The 21432-nt window shown below is 61.0% G+C and carries 22 protein-coding genes; 7 read left to right on the forward strand and 15 right to left on the reverse strand.

The window, feature by feature from the left end; genetic code table 11:
* Positions 1 to 114: 114 nt before the first annotated feature.
* A complete protein-coding gene (locus IB246_RS14630) occupies positions 115 to 1023 on the reverse strand; it encodes a LysR family transcriptional regulator (RefSeq protein ID WP_008025723.1) in 909 nt (302 codons plus the stop codon).
* 70 nt (positions 1024 to 1093) lie between these two features.
* Complete coding sequence (yiaY, locus tag IB246_RS14635; RefSeq protein ID WP_008025719.1) at positions 1094 to 2242, reverse strand: L-threonine dehydrogenase; 1149 nt, start codon at positions 2240 to 2242, stop codon at positions 1094 to 1096.
* Between the two features lie 156 nt (positions 2243 to 2398).
* Here yiaY and IB246_RS14640 point away from each other — a divergent pair, with 156 nt between their 5' ends.
* Complete coding sequence (locus IB246_RS14640) at positions 2399 to 3418, forward strand: DUF4917 family protein (protein WP_008039509.1); 1020 nt, start codon at positions 2399 to 2401, stop codon at positions 3416 to 3418.
* Between the two features lie 121 nt (positions 3419 to 3539).
* Here IB246_RS14640 and IB246_RS14645 read toward each other — a convergent pair whose 3' ends face one another.
* Positions 3540 to 4082: a helix-turn-helix domain-containing protein gene (locus tag IB246_RS14645; RefSeq protein WP_008039507.1), complete on the reverse strand. Its 543-nt coding sequence runs from the start codon at positions 4080 to 4082 to the stop codon at positions 3540 to 3542.
* 158 nt (positions 4083 to 4240) lie between these two features.
* On the opposite strand from IB246_RS14645, the gene IB246_RS14650 reads away from it, so the two are divergent.
* Both IB246_RS14650 and IB246_RS14655 read left to right on the forward strand, forming a co-directional pair.
* The gene (locus tag IB246_RS14650; protein WP_008025714.1) at positions 4241 to 5023 is read left to right on the forward strand and encodes an aldolase; all 783 of its coding nucleotides are present in this window, start codon (positions 4241 to 4243) and stop codon (positions 5021 to 5023) included.
* 29 nt (positions 5024 to 5052) lie between these two features.
* Positions 5053 to 5940, forward strand: a complete 888-nt coding sequence (locus IB246_RS14655) for a dihydrodipicolinate synthase family protein (RefSeq protein WP_008039504.1) — start codon at positions 5053 to 5055, stop codon at positions 5938 to 5940.
* A 117-nt stretch (positions 5941 to 6057) separates the two neighbouring features.
* On the opposite strand, the gene IB246_RS14660 is transcribed toward IB246_RS14655, so the two are convergent.
* From IB246_RS14660 to IB246_RS14670, 3 genes are all read right to left on the reverse strand, one after another.
* The gene (locus IB246_RS14660) at positions 6058 to 6402 is read right to left on the reverse strand and encodes a YegP family protein (RefSeq protein ID WP_008025708.1); all 345 of its coding nucleotides are present in this window, start codon (positions 6400 to 6402) and stop codon (positions 6058 to 6060) included.
* Between the two features lie 179 nt (positions 6403 to 6581).
* Positions 6582 to 6887: a ribbon-helix-helix domain-containing protein gene (locus IB246_RS14665; protein WP_008025707.1), complete on the reverse strand. Its 306-nt coding sequence runs from the start codon at positions 6885 to 6887 to the stop codon at positions 6582 to 6584.
* 14 nt (positions 6888 to 6901) lie between these two features.
* Positions 6902 to 7483 carry a DJ-1/PfpI family protein gene (locus IB246_RS14670; RefSeq protein WP_008039501.1) on the reverse strand — a complete coding sequence of 194 codons (582 nt, stop codon included), beginning with the start codon at positions 7481 to 7483 and terminating at the stop codon, positions 6902 to 6904.
* A 303-nt stretch (positions 7484 to 7786) separates the two neighbouring features.
* On the opposite strand from IB246_RS14670, the gene IB246_RS14675 reads away from it, so the two are divergent.
* Positions 7787 to 8677: a DMT family transporter gene (locus IB246_RS14675; RefSeq protein ID WP_008039499.1), complete on the forward strand. Its 891-nt coding sequence runs from the start codon at positions 7787 to 7789 to the stop codon at positions 8675 to 8677.
* A 111-nt stretch (positions 8678 to 8788) separates the two neighbouring features.
* On the opposite strand, the gene IB246_RS14680 is transcribed toward IB246_RS14675, so the two are convergent.
* From IB246_RS14680 to IB246_RS14695, 4 genes are all read right to left on the reverse strand, one after another.
* Complete coding sequence (locus tag IB246_RS14680; protein ID WP_008039497.1) at positions 8789 to 10003, reverse strand: class I SAM-dependent methyltransferase; 1215 nt, start codon at positions 10001 to 10003, stop codon at positions 8789 to 8791.
* Positions 10004 to 10216: 213 nt separating this feature from the next.
* Positions 10217 to 10834, reverse strand: a complete 618-nt coding sequence (locus IB246_RS14685; RefSeq protein WP_008025698.1) for a TPM domain-containing protein — start codon at positions 10832 to 10834, stop codon at positions 10217 to 10219.
* 28 nt (positions 10835 to 10862) lie between these two features.
* Positions 10863 to 11618, reverse strand: a complete 756-nt coding sequence (locus IB246_RS28845) for a TPM domain-containing protein (protein ID WP_008039493.1) — start codon at positions 11616 to 11618, stop codon at positions 10863 to 10865.
* A gap of 34 nt (positions 11619 to 11652) precedes the next feature.
* Positions 11653 to 12261: a LemA family protein gene (locus IB246_RS14695; protein ID WP_008025694.1), complete on the reverse strand. Its 609-nt coding sequence runs from the start codon at positions 12259 to 12261 to the stop codon at positions 11653 to 11655.
* A gap of 239 nt (positions 12262 to 12500) precedes the next feature.
* Here IB246_RS14695 and bglX point away from each other — a divergent pair, with 239 nt between their 5' ends.
* Entirely contained in the window at positions 12501 to 14792 is a 2292-nt protein-coding gene (bglX, locus tag IB246_RS14700) for a beta-glucosidase BglX (protein WP_008039492.1), read from the forward strand.
* Positions 14793 to 15003: 211 nt separating this feature from the next.
* Here the strand turns inward: bglX and IB246_RS14705 are convergent, their stop codons facing one another.
* The 5 genes from IB246_RS14705 to IB246_RS14725 form a co-directional block, all read right to left on the reverse strand.
* The gene (locus IB246_RS14705) at positions 15004 to 16161 is read right to left on the reverse strand and encodes a phospholipase D-like domain-containing protein (protein WP_008039490.1); all 1158 of its coding nucleotides are present in this window, start codon (positions 16159 to 16161) and stop codon (positions 15004 to 15006) included.
* A gap of 1 nt (position 16162) precedes the next feature.
* A complete protein-coding gene (locus IB246_RS14710; protein ID WP_008039484.1) occupies positions 16163 to 16753 on the reverse strand; it encodes a YceI family protein in 591 nt (196 codons plus the stop codon).
* A 484-nt stretch (positions 16754 to 17237) separates the two neighbouring features.
* Complete coding sequence (locus IB246_RS14715) at positions 17238 to 17567, reverse strand: hypothetical protein (RefSeq protein WP_008039483.1); 330 nt, start codon at positions 17565 to 17567, stop codon at positions 17238 to 17240.
* Positions 17564 to 18658 carry a serine hydrolase domain-containing protein gene (locus IB246_RS14720; RefSeq protein ID WP_008039482.1) on the reverse strand — a complete coding sequence of 365 codons (1095 nt, stop codon included), beginning with the start codon at positions 18656 to 18658 and terminating at the stop codon, positions 17564 to 17566. Before IB246_RS14720 ends, IB246_RS14715 begins: the two co-directional genes overlap by 4 nt.
* Before the next feature lie 156 nt (positions 18659 to 18814).
* Positions 18815 to 19693, reverse strand: coding sequence for an acyl-CoA dehydrogenase (locus tag IB246_RS14725; RefSeq protein WP_008039481.1), 879 nt, complete (start codon positions 19691 to 19693; stop codon positions 18815 to 18817).
* Between the two features lie 154 nt (positions 19694 to 19847).
* Between IB246_RS14725 and olsB the strand changes: the two genes are divergently transcribed.
* Together olsB and IB246_RS14735 are read left to right on the forward strand one after the other, a co-directional pair.
* The gene (olsB, locus tag IB246_RS14730; RefSeq protein ID WP_008025682.1) at positions 19848 to 20603 is read left to right on the forward strand and encodes an L-ornithine N(alpha)-acyltransferase; all 756 of its coding nucleotides are present in this window, start codon (positions 19848 to 19850) and stop codon (positions 20601 to 20603) included.
* On the forward strand, positions 20603 to 21397 hold the full coding sequence (locus tag IB246_RS14735) for a lysophospholipid acyltransferase family protein (protein ID WP_008039480.1): 795 nt from the start codon (positions 20603 to 20605) through the stop codon (positions 21395 to 21397). Before olsB ends, IB246_RS14735 begins: the two co-directional genes overlap by 1 nt.
* The last annotated feature ends 35 nt before the right edge of the window (positions 21398 to 21432 follow it).

A 21432-nucleotide genomic window follows, 5' to 3' on the forward strand; every position in this document is an offset into this window, starting at 1 on the left:
GATTGTCGCGACCTCAGATCAGTCTTCGCGGGCAAGCCTCGCTCCTACAGGTTTGCGAGATCCCTGTAGGAGCGAGGCTTGCCCGCGAAGGGGTCGGACCTGCCAACAATAATCTCAACCCTGCCCGCGCAACTGCTCAAACAACATCCGGCTCACCGGCGACAACGCCGCTTCATCGCGCACGACGATGATCAACGCCCGATCCGACCAGTCATCCGTCAACGGCACCGCATGCAACCCCAGCGCCCGGCCAAACAACTCGTAAGCCTTCTGCGGCAAAATCCCGATGCCCATGTTGGCCTGGACCATCCGGCACATCGCATCGAACCCCGGCACATGAATCCGCAGCCGCAGCACTTTGCCCGCCTGCCGCGCGGCTGCGTGGGTGCGCATGTTGATGGAACTGGCGGCGTGCAGGCCGACGTAATCGCTGTCCAGCGTATCGGCGAACGCCAGGCTGGAACGGCTGGCCAAGGGATGATCCGGCAGCATCAACACCACCAGTTTGTCCTGGCGATACAGCACGCTGTGCAGACCTTTCACATCGCTGTCGCTGGAACAGATCCCGAGGTCCGCCACGCCATCCAACACCCCTTGAATCACCCCGCTGCTGGGGCGTTCTTCGAGGTCGGTCTTGACCTGCGGATGACGTTCGGAAAAGTCCCGCAGGTCTTCCGGCAGGAATTGAATGATCGCCGACAGGTTGGCGAGCATCCGCACATAGCCGCGAATACCGTGGCTGTGCTCGCCTAACTCCAGGCCCATTTTCTCGACGTTGAACAACATCTGCCGAGCATGGTGCAACAGGGTTTCGCCGGCCGGTGTCAGGGTCATGCCCTTGGCCTGACGCACAAACAGACTGATGCCCAGCGCCTCCTCCAACTCCATCAACCGCTTGCTCGCCGCCGACACCGCAATCGCTTCGCGCGCAGCGGCACGGGTCAGCGTGCCTTCTTCGTGGACGGCGACAAACAGTTGAAGGGTCATCAGATCGAGGCGGCGGATCAGGCTTTTTTGCAGCATGGAGGGCTCGGCGATGTCGGTTCGGGCGAAGACGCAGCATAGCGTCCTTTGCGCCCGAACCGTGCGACCGTCAAAACGCGCTGCGGAAAATCTCCTCGATCTGCCGCTGATCCGCTGCACGTGGGTTGGTCACGCCGCACGCGTCTTTCAAGGCGTTGCTGGCGAGCGTCGGGATGTCGTTGAGGCGGGCACCGAGTTCACGCAATCCGGCGGGAATTTCCACATCCCTGGCCAGGCTGCGGATCGCCGTGATGGCTGCCTGCGCGCCCTCTTCCGGGCTGAAGCCGCGAATATCGGCGCCCATTGCGTGGGCCACGTCGGTCAGGCGCTCGGCGCACACCAGCGCGTTGAAGCTTTGCACATGCGGCAACAGCACGGCGTTACAGACGCCATGGGGCAAGTCGTAGAAACCACCCAACTGGTGCGCCATGGCATGCACGTAGCCAAGGGACGCATTATTGAACGCCATGCCCGCGAGGAACTGTGCGTAAGCCATGTTTTCCCGCGCGGCCAGGTCGCTGCCATCGCGCACGGCCAGGCGCAGGTTGCTGCTGATCAGCGTCATCGCCTTCAGCGCGCAGGCATCGGTGATCGGGTTGGCAGCAGTGGACACGTAGGCTTCGATGGCGTGGGTCAGCGCGTCCATGCCGGTGGCGGCGGTCAGGCTCTTGGGCATGGCGACCATCAGCGCCGGGTCGTTGACCGACAGCAGCGGCGTGACGTTGCGGTCGACGATGGCCATTTTCACGTGACGGGTTTCGTCAGTGATGATGCAGAAGCGCGTCATCTCGCTGGCGGTGCCGGCGGTGGTGTTGATGGCGATCAACGGCAGTTGCGGCTTCTCGGATTGATCGACGCCTTCGTAATCGCGAATCTGCCCGCCATTGGTCGCGCACAACGCGATGCCTTTGGCGCAGTCGTGGGGCGAACCACCGCCCAGCGACACCACGAAATCACAGCGACTTTCCTTGAGCAGGCCCAGCCCGCTCTCGACGTTGGCGATGCTCGGGTTGGGCTTGGCGCCGTCGAAGATGACCGAGTCGATGTCTTTCATTGCCAGCCTCTCGGCGATCATCGCAGCCACGCCCGCCTTGGCCAGCCCGGCGTCGGTGACGATCAGCGCCTTTTTAAAACCGTACTTGCCGATGGCGTCCATGGCCTCGTCGAGGCAACCAATACCCATGATGTTCACGGCGGGGATGAAAAACGTGCTGCTCATGGCGAATCTCCAGGTCTGGGCCGTATCGGCGGTTCGATCCGGCGGATACCCACAGGATCGACCCATCGGCCCGACGTTAACTTGATCTGGCTCAAGTCCGGGTCGTGATAAAGTCGCCGCCCATCCGACCTTTTGCTTTTTGAGACGACGACCGCAATGACCGATTTCCAGGATGTCGATGCCCAACTTGAAGACTGGAACGCCCTGCGCGCCACCGCCTCGATCAGCGGCCTGCTGGTGGGCAACGGCGCCAGCCGCGCGGTCTGGGACGATTTCGGCTACGACTCGCTGTTCGAAAACGCCCGCACCGTCGAAGAAAAACCCCTGAGCCAGTCCGAGCTCAGCGTGTTCGATGCGATGCAAACGCGCAGTTTCGAGCAGGTGCTGGGTGCGCTGAAAACCACCAGCCGGGTGAACAAGGCCCTGGCCGTCAGCTCCGCCGCGCCGCGCAATCGCTACTACGCGATCAAGGAAGCGCTGATCAACACCGTGCACGCGGTGCACATCCCGTGGCGACTGGTGGTGCCTTCGACACTGGCGACGATCAATCAGGAACTGGGCCGTTACCGGACGGTGTTCACCACCAATTACGACTTGCTCAACTACTGGGCGATCCAGCACCAGCCGGATGCGATCACCGACCTGTTCCAGGGTGCCGAGCCAGGGTTTGATTTGAGCGCCACGGCGACCGATAAAACCCGTCTGCTGTACCTGCACGGCGGTTTGCATCTGGTGCGCAATCAGGACGGCACGGCGCGCAAACTGATGTCGACCGAAGGCACGCTGCTGGGCAGCTTTGCGATCAACAACACGATCAAGACGCTGGATGACGTGCCGCTGTTTGTGAACGAAGGGCCGAGCGCAGACAAGCTCAAGACTATCCGCAGCTCGGATTATCTGTCGTTTTGCTATGACCAGTTATTGGGGCATGCCGAGGGGTTGTGCGTCTTTGGGCATGCGCTGGGCGAGCAGGACAGCCACATCATTCATGCGCTGCGCCAGGCGAAACCCAAGGTGGTGGCGATTTCGATTTATCCGCGCAGCAAGGCGTTTATCCAGCATCAGAAGCGGCATTACGCGAAGGTGTTTGAGGGGACCGGGTGTGAGTTGCGGTTTTTTGATTCGAAGACGCATGCGCTTGGAAGTCCCAAGCTCACCGTTCCCGTCGAGGTGTAACACCGGTCCTGTAGGAGCCAGCTTGCTGGCGATGGCGGTGGGTCAGTCAATGCAGATGTTGATTGACCCACCGCTATCGCCAGCAAGCCGGCTCCTACAGGGGTGCGCGGTGTTATGCAGCTCACTCTTCAGCGCTATGCACCACCACCAGCAACTGCGCCTGAACCTCGCCCACTGAGCGGATCCGGTGCGGTTTCTGCGCATTGAAGTGCAGCGCATCACCGCGCTCTAGCAGCACGCGCTCGTTCATGAAGTCCACTTCCACCTGCCCTTCGTGGACAAACAGAAACTCCTCCCCCACGTGTTCCTTGAAGGTTTTGTCCGCGAATTCGAACGGCGGATAAATGATAAACGGCAGCAGACTGCGCTCACTCACCTGATGCGCCAGCACCGCATAGCCGGGGCTCTCATCATTGGCCGCCAGCGACTGACGCTCATGGCTGCGCACCAGGCTGTAGCTGTCGAGGCTGACGCTGTCTTCGGAGAACAATTCCTCGACCTTGACGTTCAGCGCCTTGGCCAGCTTCAGCGCAGCCGCGATGGACGGCGTATTCAACCCGCGCTCGACTTTCGACAGATAACTCTTGGTCATCCCGGATTTTTCAGCCAGGGCCTCGAGCGTCACGCCCAGTTTTTTTCTCAGTAATTTCAAACGGATAGACATGCAGAACGATTAATCCATCGAGGAGGCAACGATTCATCCTTGCCAATGACACAAAGTGTCATATAGCATCATTTGTGTCATTTGCATTCACCAAGGCCTTGCGAGCAACGAGTGAACGGCAAATCCGACGTCCATTGAACCACCCAAAGGACACCGATATGGCCAAGACCTTAGCACTACCCAAAGAGCAACTGGTCAAGCAAGCGCTGACCCAGATGCAAAATACCCTGGCAGATAATACGTGGACCGACCGGCAAAAGCTGGCCCTGACCTGCCGCATTCTGTTCGAGCACGGCCACGACTCCGGCCTGGCCGGGCAGATCACCGCCCGTGGCCCGCAGCCCGGCACTTACTACACTCAACAACTGGGCCTGGGTTTCGACGAAATCACCGCCAGCAACCTGCTGCTGGTCAACGAAGACCTGGAAGTGCTTGAAGGCCACGGCATGCCCAACCCGGCCAACCGTTTCCACAGTTGGGTGTACCGCGCCCGGCCGGACGTGAATTGCATCATCCACACGCACCCGACGCACGTCGCGGCGCTGTCGATGCTCGAAGTGCCGCTACAGATTTCCCACATGGACCTCTGCCCGCTCTACGACGATTGCGCGTTTCTCGAAGGCTGGCCGGGTGTGCCGGTCGGTAACGAAGAAGGCGAGCTGATTGCCGGCGCCCTCGGCGACAAGCGCGCGGTCCTGCTGTCGCACCACGGTCAGTTGTCCACCGGCACGACCATCGAAGAAGCCTGTGTGATCGCGCAACTGATCGAACGCGCCGCGAAGCTGCAACTGTTGGCCATGAGCGCCGGGACCATCAAGCCGATCATTCCGGAACTGGGCCGTGAAGCGCACGACTGGATCTCGAAACCCAAGCGCCATGGCGCTGCGTTCAACTACTACGCTCGGCAGAACCTGCGCCAACACGCCGATTGCCTGAACTGAACCCACGCATTTTCAAGAGGAGCGTCGCCATGTCGACCCCAACGATTCACGGCATCATCGGCTACACCATCACCCCGTTCACCGCCAATGGCGAAGGCGTTGATCTCGACGCGCTCGGACGTTCCATCGACCGCCTGATCGACGACGGCGTCCACTCGATCGCGCCGCTGGGCAGCACCGGCGAAGGCGCCTACCTGAGCGACGCGGAGTGGGACCAGGTCAGCGAGTTCAGCATCAAGCACGTGGCCAAACGGGTGCCGACCATCGTCAGCGTATCCGACCTGACCACCGCCAAAGCGGTGCGCCGCGCACGTTTCGCCGAAGCCCATGGCGCCGACGTGGTGATGGTCTTGCCGACGTCTTACTGGAAACTCAGCGAGGCGGAAATCCTCGCCCACTACCGCGCCATCGGCGACAGCATCGGCGTACCGATCATGCTCTACAACAACCCGGCCACCAGCGGCACGGACATGTCGGTCGACCTGATCCTGCGCATCGTCAACGCCGTGGACAACGTGACCATGGTCAAGGAGAGCACCGGCGACATCCAGCGCATGCACCAATTGCAACGGCTCGGCGAAGGTCAGGTGCCGTTCTACAACGGCTGCAATCCGCTGGCGCTGGAGGCTTTTGCAGCGGGTGCGAAAGGCTGGTGTACGGCGGCGCCGAACCTGATTGCGCAGCTCAATCTCGATTTGTATGAAGCGGTATTGGCCAACGATTTGAGCAAGGCGCGTGAACTGTTCTATCGCCAGTTGCCGTTGCTGGACTTCATTTTGAAGGGTGGGTTACCGGCAACGATCAAGGCCGGTTTGCGTGCGACCGGGCTGGAGGTGGGGGATCCACGGTTGCCGGTGTTTCCGTTGGGTGAGGCTGGGCAGAGTCAGTTGCAGGCACTGCTGAACGCGTTGCGCTGATCACCAAACCTGTAGGAGCCGGCTTGCTGGCGATCGCGGTGGGTCAGTCAACTTCTTTATCGACTGACCCTTCGCGATCGCCAGCAAGCCGGCTCCTACAGGGTTTTGTGTGGTTTTTTAGAGCACCGGCAAGGTCTTGTCCTTGATCACGGTGGTCGGGCCGTTGGTCTTCACGCTGGCGATGCCTTTTTCCCGCGCAGCCTCGGAAGAATAGGCCTCGCTGCTGCCGATGATCTCGTGGTTGGCGGCCTTGAGGTTGAAATACGGATGGCCATCCTTGGTAGTCTTTTTCTCGTAGCGCTCATCCAGCGGGCTGTTCTTCTGCACTGAGGCGATGCCGTTTTCGGCGGCGCTGCGAGTGGTGTAGTGCTCGCTGTTCAGAATGGTTTCGGCATTCGCCGCTTTCAGCACGAAGCGAAACTGGCCGTTGCTGGTTTTGCTCAACTCATACCATCCAGACATAATTTTTCTCCTTGGCGATTGAGGGGTTTCGCGCTTCAGAGTAAAGACCAGCCATGGATTTTTGTCGCCTGAACCGGCCTCTTCGCGGGCAAGTCGAATCGTCGCACCGCTCGCTCCTACAGGAACGCGTTCCCCTGTAGGAGCGAGGCTTGCCCGCGAATGGATCGACACGGTCTACGCTATTTCACCACCGCACGAACCACCGACAACTCCGGCGCCTGCACCCGCCGTTGCGACAAATACCGCGTACAACTCACCCGCAAGAACGAAGCGAAATTCACCACCTCCCCGCGGTAATCCATCACCTCTTCATACAGCTTGGCGATCAACTGGTTGGTGGTCATGCCGTCGACCTCGGCGATTTCGCTGAGGATGTCCCAGAACTGATTCTCCAGCCGCAGGGTGGTGACCACCCCGCAGATGCGCAGCGAGCGGGAGCGCGATTCGTACAGAATCGGGTCGGCCTTGACGTAGAGCTCGCACATGAAAAAGTCCCTCGTTACAGCGTGATTTTGGTGCCCAGCAACCCGAGGAAACCGGCGAGCCAGCTCGGGTGGGCCGGCCAGGCCGGAGCAGTGGCCAGATTGCCTTGAACGTGACCTTCCGTCACCGGGATATCGATAAACGTACCGCCGGCCAAGCGTACTTCCGGTGCGCAAGCCGGGTAGGCGCTGCATTCGCGACCTTCCAGAACTCCCGCCGCCGCCAGCAATTGCGCACCATGGCACACGGCGGCGATCGGTTTGCCGGCCTTGTCGAAGGCACGCACCAGCTCCAGGACTTTTTCGTTCAGGCGCAGGTATTCCGGGGCACGACCGCCGGGGATCAGCAGCGCGTCGTAGTCGGCTTCAGCAACCTTGGCAAAATCGAAGTTCAAGGCAAACAGATGGCCGGGCTTTTCGCTGTAGGTCTGGTCGCCTTCGAAGTCGTGGATCGCCGTGCGCACGGTCTGGCCGGTGGATTTGTCCGGGCACACCGCGTGCACCGTGTGGCCGACCATCAGCAATGCCTGGAACGGCACCATCACTTCATAGTCTTCGACGTAATCGCCGACCAGCATCAGGATTTTCTTGGCAGCCATGGGGAGGACTCCTCTGGGGAAATGCTTAGGAGTATTCAAGGTAGTCGTTATCCAGAGGGTCGGGTAATAACCAGCTACTACCTGATGGACCGCGTTATCGTTCTTCGCGGGCAAGCCTCGCTCCCACAGGATTTCGGTTGGTCGCGGTATTGCGCTCGGCACAAAACCTGTAGGAGCGAGGCTTGCCCGCGAAGGGGCCCTCAAACTGTACGGATAACTCTGCGCCTAGCTGTAACACCGCAGCCAGCACGGTTTATGGCTAGATGAAGACACTTCCCACCACCCTCGATTCTGGTTGCCCTCATGTCCACGCGCGAAAACACCGGCATGGCCCTCGGCCTGCTCGGCGTTGTGATTTTCAGCCTGACCCTGCCCTTCACACGGATCGTCGTGCAGGAACTCCATCCGTTGCTCAATGGCCTCGGACGTGCGCTGTTCGCGGCGATTCCGGCGGCGCTGTTGTTGCTGTGGCGCCGGGAAAAATGGCCGACCTGGAAACAGGTCAAAGGCCTGACGCTGGTGATCGCCGGCGTGATCCTTGGCTTCCCGGTTTTATCCGCCTGGGCGATGCAAACCTTGCCCGCGTCCCACGGCGCACTGGTCAACGGCCTGCAACCCTTGTGCGTGGCGCTGTACGCCGCGTGGTTGTCCCACGAACGCCCGTCGAAAGCCTTCTGGGCCTGCGCCGCGCTGGGCAGTGCGCTGGTGCTGGGTTACGCGTTGATCAGCGGTGCCGGGAGCATTCAGGCCGGTGATTTGCTGATGCTCGGCGCGATTGCCGTAGGCGGTCTGGGGTATGCCGAAGGGGGTCGCTTGGCCAAGGAGATGGGTGGCTGGCAGGTGATCTGCTGGGCGCTGGTGCTGTCGACGCCACTGTTGATCGGACCGGTGGTGTACCTGGCGCTGCAACACCAGGGCGAAATTTCGGCCAAGACCTGGTGGGCCTTTGGTTATGTTTCGCTGTTCTCGCAGTTCATCGGCTTCTTCGCCTGGTACGCCGGGTTGGCCATGGGTGGCATTGCCCGGGTCAGTCAGATCCAGCTGTTGCAGATCTTCTTCACCATCGCGTTTTCGGCGATGTTCTTCGGTGAACACATCGAGCCGATCACCTGGCTGTTTGCTGCCGGGGTGATCGTGACGGTGATGTTGGGGCGTAAAACGGCGGTCAAACCTGCACGTATTGCCACTGCATAACCCTGACCGCCTCCGAATGCACTGACACAACTCAATCCTGTAGGAGCCGGCTTGCCGGCGATGGCGTCCGTGAAATCGCCATCGCCGGCAAGCCGGCTCCTACAAGGTGTTTCAGAGGTAATTGTCAGCGCGCAGCAGGGTTTCCAGGCAATGTTCGGTGATGTGGTAGAAATCCTTCAGCTCCTGAATCTTCACCAACAACTGGGCCGGGTCCACCGGCTCGGCGCGCTTGACCGCCAGGATCATCTTGTTCTTGTTGGTGTGGTCCAGTGAGATGAACTCGAACACCTTGGTTTCATAACCGCAGGCTTCAAGGAACAACGCACGCAAACTGTCGGTGACCATTTCCGCTTGCTGACCCAGGTGCAAACCGTATTGCAGCATCGGCTTGAGCAGCGCCGGGCTCTGGATTTGCAGGCGGATCTGCTTGTGGCAGCACGGCGAGCACATGATGATCGACGCGCCGGAACGAATGCCGGTGTGGATCGCATAATCAGTGGCGATGTCGCAGGCATGCAGCGCGATCATCACGTCCAGCTCGCTCGGCGCCACACTGCGCACGTCACCGCACTTGAACACCAGCCCCGGGTGTTCCAGTTTCGCGGCGGCGGCGTTGCACAGGTTGACCATTTCTTCACGCAGCTCGACGCCGGTCACTTCGCCTTCGGCGTTCAGGGTGTTGCGCAAATAGTCGTGGATCGCGAACGTCAGGTAGCCCTTGCCCGAACCGAAGTCCGCGACCCGCACCGGTTTGTCCAGCGCCAGCGGCGAAGTGGTCAGGGCATGGCTGAAGACTTCGATGAACTTGTTGATCTGCTTCCACTTGCGCGACATCGCCGGGATGAGCTCGTGCTTGCTGTTGGTCACACCGAGGTCGGCGAGGAACGGTCGGCTGAAGTCGAGGAAGCGGTTTTTCTCGCGGTTGTGCTCGGCGGACGGCACTTCGCGCAATTGCTGAGGTTTGCTCTTGAACAGTGAAGACTTGCCCTTTTTGCTGTATTCGAGCTGGGCTTCGTCGGTCAGCGACAACAAATGCGCATTTTTGAACGAGGCCGGCAGCAACGCGGCGATGGTCGCCACGCCCTCGGCCAGCGGCAGGTTCTTGGTGATGTCGCGGGTTTTGTAGCGGTAGACGAAGGACAGGCAAGGCTGATCCTTGACCGTCAGTTGCTTGATGATCAGCCGTTGCAGATCCGCTTCGGTGCCGACGTACTTGGCCAGCACCAGTTTGATGAAGGCATTGGCGTCGAGGTTGGTTTGCAGCAGGTCGATGAACTGGGCGTGGTGATCCGGCGCGAGGCTGGCGGGAGTGGCGGTGACGGACATGGAAAAAACGGCCTCGGGCGGAGCGAATTGGGAATGGCGGGTATTTTAGGGGGGATGGCCGTTCAGGGCACGGCTAATTTCCCGAACGGCACACATCCCCTGTGGGAGCGGGCTTGCTCGCGAAGGCGGTGCTCAATCCAACATTGATGCCGGCTGACACGACGCCTTCGCGAGCAAGCCCGCTCCCACAGGGAAAGCGTCGCGGCCAGGAATTCAGCCTAGAACCACCAACCGGTTCGGCAACTCATTGCGCACATGCGTCACCGGCACGTGCACCTTGAGCAGCTCACCGCACGCTTCCACGCACGTCACAAAGCCCTGCAACGTCTGCCCCTGTTTCACCTGCTGGGTGAACGCCGCCACAATGGCGTCCCAGTTTTTGTTATCCAGCCGTTTGGAAATACCTTCGTCCACCAGGATTTCCACATAGCGCTCGGCCTCGCAAACGAAAATCAGCATGCCGGTGCTGCCGACGGTGTGGTGCAGGTTTTGCTCCAGGAACTGCCGGCGCGCCAGGTTCGAGGCGCGCCAGTGACGTACCGAGCGCGGGATCAGGTGCGTGGTGACTTTCGGAATACGGAACACCAGGCACAGCACAATGAAGGTGAGCCATTGCACCAGCAGCAGGCTGTGCATGGTCAGCCAGCCGGTCAAATAATGCACGACACCCGGCACCACCAGCGCCAGCAGGCTGGCCCATAGCAGCGGGATGTACGCATAGTCGTCGGCGCGGGCTGCAAGCACCGTCACCAGCTCGGCATCGGTGTCGCGCTCGACCCGGGCGATTGCCTCGGCGACTTTGCGTTGTTCGTGTTCAGTCAGTAATGCCATGTCTTAAAGTGCTCGTTCATTATTGTTATCACCAGCCGCCCGACGAACCGCCGCCCCCGAAACTGCCCCCGCCGCCGCTGAAGCCCCCGCCTCCACCGCCGCCGCCAAAACCACCACCGCCGAAACCACCACTCGAACCACCCGACCCGCCTCGGCCCGCCGGCAGAATCCCGAACATCTGCAAGACGAATATCGTCAGGATGAACAGCACCACCAGAAACACGAAAATCCCCGGGTGTCGGGAAACAAAATCACCGTCCTGATCGCCGCCCGACTCATAAATAGTCGACGGTTCATCCAGCGGGCTGCCGCCCAACACCACCAGCATCGCCGCGACCCCGTCGCTGATGCCCTTGCTGAAGTTACCGGCCTTGAACGCCGGGGTGATCACCTGGTTGATGATCACCGAACTCTGCGCATCGGTCAGGCGATCCTCCAGGCCATAACCGACTTCGATCCGCAGCTTGCGCTCATCGCGCGCAACGATCAGCAGCGCGCCATTGTTCTTGTCCTTCTGGCCGATGCCCCAATGACGCCCGAGTTGGTAACCGAAGTCGGCAATCTCGGCGCCCTGCAAGTCCGGCAACGTCACCACCACCAACTGCTCGCCGGTGGCCTTTTCATGGGCATTGAGCTGTTGCGTCAGCTGCTCGCGCACCGACGGCTCGATCATCCCGGCGTTGTCCACCACCCGCCCGGTCAGCTCCGGAAACTTCAGCTCGGCCTGGGCCGTGGTAGCAAACACCCAAAGCAACAGCGCCAGGCCCACATTCAACACGCGCATTGGCAACCTCATCCGTGGTAATGCTTCAAGCCGGTCAGAACTTCACTTCAGGTGCTTTCTCGGCACCGGGGGTGGTGGCTTCAAAGGTTTCGCGGATCGGCAAGTCGCTGTACATCACGGTGTGCCACAAGCGGCCCGGGAAAGTGCGGATTTCGGTGTTGTAGTTCTGCACCGCGAGAATGAAATCCCGACGCGCCACGGCGATGCGATTCTCGGTGCCTTCCAGTTGCGATTGCAACGCCAGGAAATTCTGGTTGGCCTTGAGGTCCGGGTAACGCTCGGACACCACCATCAAACGGCTCAAGGCACCGGTCAACTGATCCTGCGCCTGCTGGAACTGCTTGAGTTTCTCGGGGTTGTCGAGGGTGCTGGCATCCACCTGAATGGACGTCGCCTTGGCCCGGGCTTCAATCACCGCAGTCAGGGTTTCCTCTTCGTGTTTCGCATAGCCCTTGACGGTTTCCACCAGGTTGGGGATCAGGTCGGCGCGGCGCTGGTACTGGTTCTGCACCTGGCCCCAGGCGGCCTTGGCCTGTTCGTCGAGGGTCGGAATATTGTTGATGCCGCAACCGGCCAGCAACGTGGTCAGCAACATCAAGGCTGCGACCTGCAGGCTCGACCGAGTGTGATGTCGTACATTCATCTGGTTGACGCTCCCGTGCACATTCCGTTGAAAAAACAACCAGCAACCTCCTGACCGGACACTTCGGGCATAATCTGCCGCCGCTACTGGATTGCATCGAGCCAATGGGCTAAAAGATGCCCCTGCGCGAAAACACTGCGCAAGTGTGCCCGCATTTACTTGAACAACAATAGTCGCTCCCTAAATTTTGGCTGACCGGCGCATATTCACTGCCGTTTGGGCTTTTGAGAAAACCATTCATGAAGAAGCTGTGTTTGCTGGGCCTGTTCGTCAGCCTGGCCAGTCATAACGTATTGGCCGCCACGACGCCCACACCTCTGGAAAACAAGGACGCTTTCATCAGCAACCTGATGAAGCAGATGACCCTCGATGAAAAAATCGGCCAGTTGCGCCTGATCAGCATCGGCCCGGAAATGCCTCGGGAGCTGATCCGCAAGGAAATTGCCGCCGGTAACATCGGCGGTACGTTCAACTCGATCACCCGCCCGGAAAACCGTCCGATGCAGGACGCGGCGATGCGCAGCCGGTTGAAGATCCCGATGTTCTTCGCCTACGACGTGATCCACGGCCACCGCACGATTTTCCCGATCCCTATCGCCTTGGCCTCGAGCTGGGACATGGACGCCATCGGCCTGTCCGGGCGCATCGCCGCCAAGGAAGCTGCGTCGGACGGCGTCGACCTCACTTTTGCGCCGATGGTCGACATCTCCCGTGACCCGCGCTGGGGCCGTACTTCCGAAGGTTTCGGTGAAGACACCTATCTCGTGTCGCGCATCGCCGGCGTGATGGTCAAGGCATTCCAGGGCGCCGGCGCGAACGCGGCCGACAGCATTATGGCCAGCGTCAAGCACTTCGCCTTGTATGGCGCGGTCGAGGGCGGTCGCGACTACAACGTCGTCGACATGAGCCCGGTCAAGATGTACCAGGATTACCTGCCACCGTACCGCGCCGCGATTGACGCCGGTGCTGGTGGGGTCATGGTCGCGTTGAACTCGATCAACGGCATACCGGCCACCGCCAACACCTGGCTGATGAACGACCTGTTGCGCAAGGAATGGGGCTTCAAAGGCCTGGCGGTCAGCGACCACGGGGCGATTTTCGAGCTGATCAAGCACGGCGTTGCCGCTGATGGCCGCGAAGCCGCGAAGCTGGCGATCAAGGCCGGCATTCATATGAGCATGAACGACACGCTCTACGGCAAGGAGCTGCCAGGGCTGCTCAAGGCCGGCGAGATCCAGCAGAGCGACATCGATAATGCTGTGCGAGCGGTGCTCGATGCCAAGTACGACATGGGCCTGTTCAAGGATCCGTACCTGCGCATCGGCAAGGCTGAAGATGATCCGGTCGACACTAACGCCGACAGCCGCCTGCACCGCGCCGAGGCCCGCGACGTTGCGCGCCGCAGCCTGGTGTTGCTGAAGAACCAGGGCGAAACCCTGCCGCTGAAGAAAACCGCGAAAATCATGCTGGTCGGTCCGTTGGCCAAGGCACCGATCGACATGATGGGCAGTTGGGCCGCCAACGGTCGCCCTGCGCAATCGGTGACACTGTTCGACGGTATGACCACCGCACTCGGTGCGCAGTCGACACTGATCTACGCCCGTGGCGCCAACATCACCAGCGACAAGAAGGCGCTGGATTACCTGAACTTCCTCAACTTCGACGCACCGGAAGTGGTCGATGACCCGCGCTCGGCACAAGTGCTGATCGACGAAGCGGTGAAAGCCGCCAAGGATGCCGATGTGGTGGTGGCAGCCGTGGGCGAATCCCGTGGCATGTCCCACGAGTCCTCCAGCCGTACCGACCTGAATATTCCGGAAAACCAGCGTGAACTGATTCGCGCCTTGAAGGCCACTGGAAAACCACTGGTGCTGGTGTTGATGAACGGACGTCCGCTGTCGATTCTCCAGGAGAAGGAACAGGCTGACGCGATTCTGGAAACCTGGTTCAGCGGCACTGAAGGCGGCAACGCCATCGCCGACGTGCTGTTCGGCGACTACAACCCGTCGGGCAAACTGCCGATCACCTTCCCGCGTTCGGTGGGCCAGATTCCGACCTACTACAACCACCTGAGCATTGGCCGGCCGTTCACGCCGGGCAAACCGGGCAACTACACCTCGCAGTATTTCGATGACACCACCGGCCCCCTGTTTCCGTTCGGCTTCGGTCTGAGCTACACCGATTTCAGCCTGACCGACATGGCCCTGTCATCGACCACGCTGAACAAGACCGGCAAGCTCGACGCCAGCGTCATGGTGAAAAACACCGGCAAGCGCGACGGCGAAACCGTGGTGCAGTTGTACATCCAGGACGTGACCGGCTCGATGATCCGGCCACTGAAGGAACTGAAGAACTTCCAGAAAATCACGCTCAAGGCCGGTGAACAGAAAGTCGTGCACTTCACCATCACCGAGGATGACCTGAAGTTCTTCAACGCTCAGTTGAAGTACGCAGCAGAGCCAGGCAAGTTCAACGTGCAGATCGGCCTGGATTCCCAGGACGTGACGCAGCAGAGCTTCGAACTCCTGTAACCCCCGATCTCCTGTAGGAGCCGGCTTGCTGGCTCCTACAAGGGATGGGTCGACAAAAAAATCACGATCCAACCTCTATTCCCTGTGGGAGCGAGACCGGCTTGCCGGCGATGGCGGCCTGACAGTCAACTGAGATGTTGAATGTCAGGGCCTCATCGCCGGCAAGCCGGTCTCGCTCCCACAGTGGTTTGTGGTGTTCAAAAAACCGGGATCAGCCTCTACGATCCAGCAGATTCACCACCAGCCGATCCACCCATCCCCAGATCCTCTGCTTCACCCGCCGCCACAGCGGCCGGCGTTGCCAGGCCTCCAGGCTGACTTCCTGGCTCGATGCGAAGTCCCGCTCGAAACTCGCCGCCACTGCCCGTGTCAGCCCCGGGTCCAGCGCTTCAAGGTTGGCTTCCAGGTTGAATCGCAAATTCCAGTGATCGAAGTTGCATGAGCCAATGCTCACCCAATCATCGACCAGCACCATTTTCAGGTGCAGGAAACACGGCTGGTATTCGAAGATCTGCACCCCGGCCTTGAGCAATCGCGGGTAGTAACGATGCCCGGCATAACGCACCGACGGGTGATCGGTGCGCGGACCGGTCAACAACAGACGCACATCAACGCCTCGAGCTGCTGCCCGACGCAACGAGCGGCGGACTTTCCAGGTCGGCAGGAAATACGGTGTGGCCAGCCAGATTCGCTTTTGTCCGCTGTTCAGCGCACGAACCAGCGATTGCAGGATGTCCCGGTGTTGGCGGGCGTCGGCATACGCGACCCGGCCCATGCCCTCGCCCATCGGCGGCACACGGGGCAATCGCGGCAAACCGAAATGCGAGGCAGGTTTCCAGGCGCGGCGATGGCGGTTGGCGATCCATTGGCGATCGAACAACAACTGCCAGTCGATGACCAGAGGACCGGTGATTTCCACCATCACTTCGTGCCATTCGCTGGCGTCTTCGCCCGGCGTCCAGAACTCATCGGTGACACCGGTGCCGCCGACCACGGCCATGCTCTGATCGACCAGCAACAGCTTGCGATGATCGCGGTAGAAATTACCGACCCAGCGCTGCCAGCTCAGGCGATTGTAGAAGCGCAGCTCTACGCCGGCCGCCATCAGCCGCTGACGCAAGGTCAGGGTAAACGCGAGGCTGCCGTAATCATCGAACAGGCAGCGCACCCGCACGCCGCGCTCGGCGGCCTGGACCAGTGCCTGAACCATGGCCTCGGCACAGGCACCCGCCTCCACCAGGTACAGCTCCAGTTCGACTTGTTCCTCGGCGCGCGCAATCGCGACCAACATCCGCGGAAAGAACTGCGGACCGTCAATCAGCAGTTCGAAGCTGTTGCCTTCACGCCAGGGAAAAATCGCGCCGGCCATGTCAGCGCGCCGTGAAAATCAGCACCGCACCCACCGGCACCGACAGACTGATGGCCGACAACCCGGCGACCTTGCGCAAGCTGTCCAGCCCCGGCGCCAGATCAAAATCCTCGGCGTTGATCACCAGCGGTTCGAGCGTCACCACTTGAAAGCGTCGGTCATCAAGGCGAGTCGCCAACAACTCGGCGTTGTACTCACGGGTTTTGCCGTGGAGGTTGACGGTGACCGGCAAGCGCAGTTCGAGTTGCGCACCGGGGGCGAGGTCGTTGATCGGGCGCAAATCAATCTGCGCAGTGATCAACGCTTCGGGAAAGGTCTGGATCTCGAACAGCTCTTTGCGCATGCGCTCATCGCGCAAGGGGATGCCGCTGTTCACCGAATCCAGCTCGACTTCCACCTCGGCCAGTCCCTTGGGACTGACCTTGCCGTGCAGCACCAGGAAGCGCTGCACTTCGGAAACATTGGCGTTTTTGGTGCTGACAAATGACAGCCGCGAGGATTCGCCGTCCAGGTACCAATTGGCCTGAGCCGACAAAGTAGCGCTGGCCAGCAGCACAAAGGCGAGGGTTTTGGTGAGGGACCGCTTGAACATAAAGACTCGTGGGGCAGATAAACCTGAACGAACCTTAACCGTCCGCGAGCGCATTGCAAACCGCGAAGATTGAAGACCACCCTTGTAGGAGCCCGGCTTGCCGGCGATGGCGTTCCTGAGATCGCTATCGCCAGCAAGCCGGCTCCTACAGGTTTGGCGTGAACCTTCAATTCTCGAGCACACCGCAAATCCGTAGGAGCCCGGCTTGCCGGCGATGGCGTTCCGGAGATCGCCATCGCCAGCAAGCCGGGCTCCTACAGGTTTGGCGTGAACCTTCAATTCTCGAGCACACCGCAAATCCGTAGGAGCCCGGCTTGCCGGCGATGGCGCCCCTGAGATCGCCATCGCCAGCAAGCCGGCTCCTACAGGTTTGGCGTGAACCTTCAATCTTGAGCACATCGCAAATCCGTAGGAGCCGGCTTGCTGGCGATGGCGTCCCTGAGATTGCCATCGCCGGCAAGCCGGCTCCTACAAAGACGACCTGTCAGGGTTGCAGGCGGCAGCCTTGGTGTTCGCCGATCCATTGCGCGCTGTTGCTGCGGCCCATGCCGCTGACCGTCACGCGTTTGCCGGCGGCGTCATCGGCAAAACCGCTGAAGGGCAGCCATTGCTTCACATAGCCACGGCAATACTCGGCGTCGTTGTTCATCACGTATCGGCACGAGCAGTATTCCTTGGCGGTGTAGGCGCTGATGATGTCCGGGAAGGCCCATAGCGCCACACGCTCGTGCCAGATCCAGCCAAGCAAGGCGATCAGCAGGATCAACAACAGCGAACTGAACGGTCGGCGGCGGACAAACGGGCGACGGCTCATGGCTGCACCTTCCCGACGAATGCCTTACGCGCAAGGTTGAGCAATGCGTTGTGGCTGTAGCGACCGTCGCGGTCGTCGCCGTAGCGCACGATCACCAGTTTTTCGCTGGGGATCACATACATCGCCTGGCCCCAATGGCCAAGTGCGGCGAAGGTGTCGGGGGGTGCATCGGGCCAGGGTTGTGCGGCGCCATCCACGGCGCGGTTGAGCCACCACTGACCGCCTGGCACAGCGTCGTCCTGATTCGCTTGATAGTGAGCGAAGGGCTCGCGATTGAAGGTGACCCAGTCTTTGGGCAGCAATTGCCGGTCCCCCCAACGGCCGTCACGCGCCATCAACAGGCCGACTCGCGCCAGGTCGCGGGCGGTCAGGTAGGCATAGGACGAGGCGACGAAAGTGCCCGTGCCGTCGGTTTCCCACACCGCGTGACGAATCCCCAGCGGCTCGAACAGCGCGGTCCATGGATAGTCGGGATAACGCGCCGGGCCGACGATGTTCTTCAGCGCAGCGGACAACAGATTGCTGTCGCCGCTGGAATAGCGAAAAGCCTGGCCGGGTTTGGCGTACTCGGCGTGATCAGTGGTGAAGGCGGCCATGTCGTGATGGCCGCGGGTGTAGAGCATCGCCACCACCGAGGACTTCAACGGTGCGTATTCATAGTCTTCCTGCCAGTCCAGGCCCGAGGCCCAGTGCAGCAGATCGGCCAGGGTGATCGCCGGGTGTTTTTTCAGCGCTGGATAGAACTTCAGCACCGGGTCCTGCAATTTGAACAGGCCTTCGCCATAGGCGACGCCGAGCACCGTGGCCATGAGGCTCTTGCTGATCGACCAGGTCAGGTGCGGCGTGTCGGCGCTGGTCGGGCCGACGTAGCGTTCGTAGATCAACTGACCGTCGCGGATCACCAGCAAGGCGTCGGTGCGGATGCCCTTTCGGCTGATGTCATCACGGGATGGGAAGGCGTAGGTTTCCAGGGCTTGCAGCGCCGGGCCGCTCAGGGTCGGGCCAGTCGACCATTGCTCGGCGGGCCAGGTTTCGGCCTGGGTCGAGAGGCTGAGCAGCAGCATGAAAAACAGGGACAAGCCTTTGAACATGGCGGGGGCTCGGCGGATTTGATTGCTGAGCCTAGTTGAGGTTTATGACAGATCTGGAGTTTGTGTCGTCAATGAAGACGCCTTCGCGGGCAAGCCTCGCTCCTACAGAGGTATGCGCTCTCCTGTAGGAGCGAGGCTTGCCCGCGAAGAGGCCCGTCAGATCGCCGCCAACGCCTTGGCCAACCGCTTGCCCCGCGCCCCCGCCGCCAAATCCATCACAGCCTGATCCCGCTGCCACATCGCCGCCCACTGCGGCGGGCCATCGGCCAATGCCTGGTTCACCTCAACCTTCAACCCGTCGAACTGCGCAAACAACCCGCCCAGCAACACATGCCCCGCCGGATTGTTCGGCGCCTGACGGCTCATTTCCGCACACCCGGCCAACAGCGCCAGCAAACGCAACTGCAAGGCCTGCGGCCAGTCGCTGTCCTGGCCGACGCCATACAACCACGCTGTCATCGCGCTCAACACATAGACGTCTTCCAGCGTTCTGAACGGTTTGACGTACGCATCCCAGCCATCCCCCGCCAGCAATTCACACAAGGCATGGTCGAGAAACAGCCGGCCATGACTGATGTCCGGCATCAGCGGGATCGGCGGGAGTTTTTCCAGACGCACACCCGGCTCACCGGGATAAACCACCGCCAGGCTCAGGCGCGGCGACTCGCCAGGCGCTTCACTTCGCGCAGCGATCAGCAGCCAGTCGGCCGCATCGCCGGCGGTCACGAAATCCTTGCGTCCGCTCAGGCGCAGTTCGCTCAGGCGCGTCTGCATGTCCGCCACCCGCAGGCTGCGTTGCTCGGTCGCGCACAACGCGCCAAGACTCGGCGGCGCGCTCGGCCACAGCATGCGCAATGCCGCCTGATAGCCCACCAGAAACGCCAGCCCCGGCGTCGCCATCAGGCGTCCACCGCCCACCGCCAACTCAAACGGCGTGACCGTGCCCAACTGCTGCAACAAGGTCGCGAAGCCTTCACCGAGGTCCGGATTGGCGGGCAAGCGATCGCGGCGTTTCAACAGGGTTTGCCAGGGCATAAGAGGCTCCTTGTGGGCTGTCATATAAGCATCACCAAAGCTTCATGGCGATGACACCGGGGCTACATAGCCTGACTTTGCACAACACGGCCGCATAAAGAAAGTCGATCGGCTCTAACCCAAGACGGGTGACCAGCCCGCACGGAGAATCGCAATGACTCAGATCGCCCGCATCAGCGACACCGGCAATGAACGCCGCCTGCAAGCCGAACGCCTGGTGGGCGCCGAGGCCTTGCAGGAAGCCCAGGCTTTGCGCTTCAACGTGTTCAGCGGCGAGTTCAACGCCAAGCTCAAAGGCGCGGAACTGGGTCTGGACATGGATGACTATGATGTTCACTGCGCCCACATCGGCGTGCGTGACCTGAACACCGGTCGCCTGGTGGCGACCACCCGTTTGCTCGACCACACCGCCGCCAGCAGCCTGGGCAAGTTTTACAGCGAAGAAGAATTCAGCCTGCACGGCCTGATCCAACTCAAAGGCCCGATCCTCGAAATCGGCCGTACCTGCGTCGACCCGGCCTACCGCAACGGCGGCACCATCGCCGTGCTCTGGGGTGAACTGGCCGAAGTCCTGAACCAGGGCGGCTACAGCTATTTGATGGGGTGCGCGAGCATCCCGATGCAGGACGGCGGCATTCAGGCTCACGCGATCATGCAGCGTCTGCGTGAACGTTACCTGTGCACCGAAAACCTGCGCGCCGAACCGAAAAAACCGTTGCCGGTTCTGGACATCCCCTCCAACGTCATCGCCGAAATGCCGCCGCTGCTCAAGGCCTACATGCGCCTCGGTGCGAAGATCTGCGGCGAGCCGTGCTGGGACGAAGACTTCCAGGTCGCCGACGTGTTCATCCTGCTCAAACGCGACGAACTCTGCCCGCGCTACGCCAAACACTTCAAGGCGGCTGTGTAATGAGCCGCTTGCGGGTGTACGCGCGGATTGCGCGAGTGTTGGTCGTGGTGGCATTGGGGTTGAGCATGGCCAGTGTCTTCGGCTTGTTCGAGCGCTTGGGCATCGCCCATTCGATGGTCCGCCGTCAGCGCTGGTCGCGATTTTTCATGGCACGCCTGGCGAATGCCCTGCCCTTTCGCGTGACCGTGCACGGTGAATTGCCGAAGGAGCCGATGCTCTGGGTCAGCAACCACGTGTCCTGGACGGACATTCCGCTGCTGGGCATGCTCACGCCGATGTCGTTCCTGTCCAAGGCCGAAGTGCGTACCTGGCCGGTAGCAGGTTGGTTGGCGGCCAAGGCCGGCAGCCTGTTTATCCGCCGTGGTTCGGGTGACAGTCAGTTGATCCGCAAACAGATGACGCGCCACCTGGAGCAAGCGCATCCGCTGCTGATGTTCCCGGAAGGCACCACCACCGATGGCCGTTCGTTGCGCACCTTCCATGGTCGCTTGCTGTCGGCGGCGATTGATTCGCAAGCGAAGCTGCAACCGTTGGCGATTCGTTACCTGCGCGAGGGTGAAGTCGATTCGCTGGCGCCGTTCATTGGCGATGATGACTTGCTCTCGCACCTGATGCGCTTGTTTGCCAATGACCGGGGCGACGTGGAGATTCATCTGCTCAAGCCGATTGCCTGCGAAGGCCGGGAACGCGCGGCGCTGGCGTTCGAAGCGCAGCAGGCGGTGCAGAAGGTGTTGTTTGGCGAAGTGGCGAAACCGGCAGAGCCACGGCGCCCCGGCGAACTCATCGCCGCGTAACACTGCCTTTCTGTAGGAGCGAGGCTTGCCCGCGA

It is taken from the genome of Pseudomonas sp. PDM01, assembly GCF_014852325.1.
GTDB lineage: Bacteria > Pseudomonadota > Gammaproteobacteria > Pseudomonadales > Pseudomonadaceae > Aquipseudomonas > Aquipseudomonas migulae.